Source organism: Pseudomonas edaphica (assembly GCF_005863185.1).
Lineage (GTDB): Bacteria > Pseudomonadota > Gammaproteobacteria > Pseudomonadales > Pseudomonadaceae > Aquipseudomonas > Aquipseudomonas edaphica.
This window is the reverse complement of record NZ_VBVZ01000462.1, coordinates 1-5,056: the sequence shown is the minus strand read 5'-3', so window position 1 is coordinate 5,056 and position 5,056 is coordinate 1. Positions and strand designations below refer to the sequence as shown.

The 5,056-nt window shown below is 62.3% G+C and carries 4 protein-coding genes; all 4 read right to left on the bottom strand.

Features of this window, described 5'->3' with window-relative positions:
- Window positions 1-1,282 (bottom strand): LLM class flavin-dependent oxidoreductase (locus FEM54_RS24230; RefSeq protein WP_138453416.1); only part of this gene is annotated, 1,282 nt, incomplete at its 3' end.
- Entirely contained in the window at window positions 1,283-2,476 is a 1,194-nt protein-coding gene (locus FEM54_RS24225; RefSeq protein WP_138453415.1) for an SfnB family sulfur acquisition oxidoreductase, read from the bottom strand. It lies immediately after the preceding gene.
- Between the two features lie 24 nt (window positions 2,477-2,500).
- Window positions 2,501-3,742: an SfnB family sulfur acquisition oxidoreductase gene (locus FEM54_RS24220; RefSeq protein ID WP_138453414.1), complete on the bottom strand. Its 1,242-nt coding sequence runs from the start codon at window positions 3,740-3,742 to the stop codon at window positions 2,501-2,503.
- A gap of 187 nt (window positions 3,743-3,929) precedes the next feature.
- Window positions 3,930-4,715 (bottom strand): hypothetical protein, encoded by a 786-nt coding sequence (locus FEM54_RS24215; RefSeq protein WP_026013583.1) that lies wholly within the window; start codon window positions 4,713-4,715, stop codon window positions 3,930-3,932.
- Between the last annotated feature and the right edge of the window lie 341 nt (window positions 4,716-5,056).

The window sequence follows — 5,056 nt, the reverse complement described above, 5'->3', positions numbered from 1 at the left end:
GTGTTCCCTGCTCATAAGCCGTCTTGTACGACCCACGCTTCTGCAACTCCGGCACCACCAGGTCGATAAAGTCGACATAGCTTTCCGGCGTCACAATCCGCGTCAAATTGAAGCCATCCAGCCCCGTCTCGCTGATCCAGGACTCCAGCTCATCAGCCACTTGCTCGGGCGAGCCAACCAAAGTGATGTAACGCCCACCCAAGGCGTGCTGCTCCAGCAATTTGCGCCGGGTCCAGTCGTTGTTCTGCAGGTTCTTGGTGGCCGACTGAATCGCGTTGCTCTTCACGTACTGGATCGGTTCGTCGATCTCGTATTGAGAAAAATCAATCGCCGTGGACGCCGAAAAATGCGCCACGCCGGCTTCCGGGCTGGCGTAGCTCAAGTACTCGGCGTGCTTGGCCCAGGCCAGCGCTTCGGTGGCGCCAACGATCACGTTAAGCCCCATGAACACCTTGATGTCCTCCGGGTTGCGCCCGGCCTCGACGGCACTGGCGCGCACCTTGTCCACCTGGGTTTTGGTCGCGGCCTTGTTCTGGCCGCTGATGAACACGCACTCGGCATGTTGCCCGGCGAACAGCAGGCCACGGTCCGAACTGCCGGCCTGGAACAATACCGGCGTGCGCTGCGGCGACGGTTCGCACAGGTGATAACCCTCGACCTGATAGAACTCGCCGTGATGCTCGACCTTGTGCACCTTGCCCGGCTGCGCGTAGACCCGCTGCTTGGGGTCGTTGAGCACCGCGTCGTCTTCCCAGCTGCCTTCCCAGAGTTTGTACAGCACCTGCAGGTACTCATCGGCCTGGTCATAGCGGCGGTCATGCTCAACCTGCTCGGTCAGGCCCATGGCCTTGGCGGCGCTGTCGAGGTAGCCGGTGACGATGTTCCAGCCAACCCGGCCACGGCTCAGGTGATCGAGCGTGGACATGCGTCGGGCGAACAGGTACGGCGGCTCGTAGGTGAGGTTGGCGGTGAGGCCGAAACCGAGGTTTTTGGTCACGGCGGCCATGGCCGAGACCAACAGCAGCGGGTCATTGACCGGCAGTTGGATCGACTCTTTGAGCGGCACGTCGATAGCGTTCTGGTACACGTCGTACACGCCGACGATATCCGCGATGAACAAACCGTCGAACAGCCCGCGTTCCAGCGTTTGCGCCAGTTCGCTCCAGTATTCGACCGTTTTGTAGTGCGTCGAGGTGTCCCGTGGGTGGGTCCACAGGCCGTGGTTGATATGCCCGATGCAATTCATGTTGAAGGCATTGAGCAGGATTTTTTTCTTGGCCATTCAGATGGTCCCCCGCAGGGGTGGGTTTTCATCATTGAGGTAGTAATTGCCCACCGCGTGGTACTTCCAGCGTACCGGGTCGTGCAGGGTGTGCACCCGGGCGTTGCGCCAGTGGCGGTCGAGGCCATGCTCGGCCAGAGTGGCCTGGCTGCCGGCCAGTTCGAACAAGGTGCTGCCGGCAGCCAGGGAGATTTCCGTACTCAAGGCGCGCGCTTCAGCGACAGCAATAGAGGCTGCTGCGACGGTCTGGGCATTGCTATCGGCCTGGGCGCGGTCGAGGTATTCGCCCGCGCGCTCCAGCAAGGCCTCGGTGGCGTGCAGGCGGATGCTCAAGTGGCCGAAGCTCTTGAGTGTCAGCGGGTCTTCGCTGGCCTTGTCGTTGCCGGCGTCGATCCATGGGCGGGTTTTGGTGCGCACAAAGTGCAGCGCATCCTCAAAGGCGGCACGGGCGATGCCGGTGTCGATGGCGGCGTGAAGGATCTGCGCCAGCGGGCCGACGGTGGTCGGGCGCTCGAAGGCGCTCTGAAACGGGATCACGTCCTCGGCGGCCACCCACACGTTGTCGAACACCACCGAACCGCTGCCAGTGGTGCGCTGGCCGAAACCACTCCAGTCGTCGATCACGCTCAAGCCCTCGCTGTCGCGGGGCACAAACGCCAGTTGCTGCACGCCGTTTTCATCCACCACCGAGGTGGGGATGCGCTGGGCGTAGATCGCGCCAGTGGAGTAAAACTTGCGCCCGGTGATGCGAAAACCGTCGCCATCGCGGGTGATGGCGGTGACGCGGTCATGGGCGGTCTTGGTGCCGAGTTCCGCCAAGGCGTTGCCGAAACGTTGCCCGGCGAGTACTTCGGCGTACAGGCGTTGTTGTTGGGCCGGGCTGCCGTTTACGCGCAGCACTTCCAGCGCATAAAAGTGGTTTTGCGGGATCTGGCCCAGCGAGGCGTCTGCCTGGGCAATCAGGGCGATGACTTTGGCCAGGGTGACGTTGGAAACGCCAGCGCCGCCATACTCCTTGGGTACGCTGATGCCCCACAGGCCGGAGCGCGAAAACACGTCCAGTTCAGGCAAGGGCAGGCGGCGTTCGCGGTCGCGCTGGGCGCTGTCACGGCGGAAGTCTTCGGCCAGATCGCTGGCGACAATAAGGGCGTGTTCGTCGCTGGTGATGACCGCGACGTTAGGGGAAAAAGTCATGGGTTTCTCCAGATGTCTGGTCGGTCAGATCCAGGAATGTCGAGCAGGCAAAGTGCCGTTTAGTCGATACGCGCCGATGGCGTGATACTTCCAGCGCACCGGGTCGTGCAGGGTGTGCACGCGGGCGTTGCGCCAGTGGCGGTCGAGGTTGAATTCGGCGAGGGTGGCGCGGCTGCCGGCCAGTTCGAAGAGCTTTTCGCTGACCAGCAACGATACTTCGGTGGTCAGCACCTTGGCCTCGGCCACGGTAATCGAGGCGCGGGCGGCCGATTGCGCGGTGATCGGCGCGGCGCTGACCTCGTCCAGCACCTTGCCGGCCTTGCGCAGCAGGGCTTCGGCGGCGTGCAGTTCGATTTTCAGTTTGCCGATATCGGCGATCACGTACAGATCATCGCTGGCGCGCTCGACCTTGGCGTCTATCCACGGGCGCGAACGTTCGCGCACGAAGGCGATGGTGTCATCCAGCGCCCCACGGGCGATGCCGGCATCGATGGCGGCCTGGATCAGTTGCGAAACGGCGCCCTGGATGTTCGGGCTTTCGCCAAGGCGCCAGTTGTCGACGACCAACTCTGCGTCCACTGGCACCTGGTCGAGCAATACCGTGCCGCTGGCGGTGGTGCGTTGGCCAAAGCCCGACCAATCGTCAACGATGCGTAGCCCCGGCGTGCCACGGCGCACAAACGCCATGACTTGCTTGCCGTCATCGTTGAGTGCTTTTACTGCGACCCAATGGGCGAACAAGGCGCCGGTGGAGTAGAATTTCTGGCCGCTGATCACATAGCCGTCATCCTTGGCCGTGAGGCGCGCCTTGAGTTCCAGGGTGTTTTTGGTGCCGCGCTCGGGGCCGCCATTGCCGATGCGCCAACCGTCGAGCACGCTCTGGAACAGCTGCTTTTTCTGGCGCTCGGTGGCGGTGCTGTGCAGCAGGTGCAGAATGCCGAAATGGTTCTGCGGGATTTGCCCGAGGGCCGGGTCCGCTGCGCTGATGATCGCGAACACTTCGGCCAGGGTCACGAATGACACTTGGGGGCCGCCGTATTCACGGGGAATGGAAATACTGCCCAGCCCGCTGCGGGTGAACTGCTCAAGCTGCGCCCAAGGCAGTTTGCGCTGCTGGTCGCGTTTGGCTGCTTGCAGCCGCGCGGCCTGAGCCAGCTCATGGGCCGCGCTCAACGCCTGGGCGTCGTTGCGCAGCACCGTGGCCGGCAACAGCAATGGGGCTACGTCCAGATCACTCTGGGGGGGTGTTAGAGCCAAGTTAGACATCAGCGCCGCTCCTTGGCTGCACGTAATGCCCTGGCGTTATGCACCGGGGTAATTCTGACCATACCGACCTCGCATTCAATGAAATAGAAACAAAAAAATCAGAGATGTCCGGTGGTCCGGTGCATATACCCTAAGCGTGTTAAATCTTTAAATAAACTAACTTTTAGGAATATGCATAGAAGGGCTGTCACCCAGGTTCGCAGGGGGAACCGGGCTGACGCGGTTGATAGATCGTTGTGGCGCTGGCTGGCCGGGCTGGCGGCTGTGGCGCGCAGGTGGCGATGTTCAAGGTGCGTACCGGTGCCCAGCGCGAATTATTGCCGACCCGATCGAGAATGCAGTACGTCACGTCCAGGCGGCTGTCGTCGCCCGCTTCGATAATCATTGTGGACGGCACCCACACCTGCACCGGCAGGCCGACGCCTTTGGCCTGGATTCTTGGCAGGTCCAGGCGCACGTCGCCCCAGCGCAAGGTGATTGAATCGCCCGTGGCCATGTTCAGGTAGGGCTGGATGGTCAGCGGAATGCCGCGCCGCACCTGGCTGCCGTTGACACCGTAGCGGCGGATGGTTTCGGGCAGGCACACCGGGGCGAGGTTCTGGTTTTCATCGTCCAGCAGTGCAGAAGGGTGGCCACCGGGATAGCAGGTCTTCACAGGCACCTGAGTGAGGTCTGAACGTGCCGGGCCGTGGCCGACTTGCATGACCTGGTAGTGAACCCGTGCGGTGCCATCCTGAATAAAACTTTCGGGTACACGCAGGCGGGTCAGCGTGCCGACCTTGCACGCGGTAATCCGACGTGAGTCGGCAAAGCAGTTGTTCCAGAACAGTTCGATCAGGTCGCCCTCGTCCATGCCAGGGTAAGGCGCGATATCCACCTGCAATTGGGTGGCGGCGAGGGCATTGATGCCGTGTCGATTCGCCTGGGGCAGGGTCGGGGCGGTGAGCGTGGCCTGGGGTGCGGTGCGCGTCATAAGTAATCTCCTTGATGCAGCCAGCAGCAATCGTTCCGGCGCCCGTGGCGCGATTGCGCGCAGGGTGCCGAAAGGAACGATTCAGTGAGTAGCCGGGATAGGATCCAATCCTCTGAGCGCTAGATAAGAGGGTTGGCCAGCGGGCGTCAATGGCGGCAAAAGGCTAAACGGCGAGTTGGAGCAGATTCAGAAAAGGCTGACGCGGCGGGGGATTTTAAGGCAGGTTTGGCGGGGCGTTTTACCCATAGTTGCGAGGGTTTTGCGTAGGACTGTGGCGAGGGAGCTTGCTCCCGCTGGGCTGCGCAGCGGCCCCAAAATCCTGGGAGCGCTTCGCACTCCAG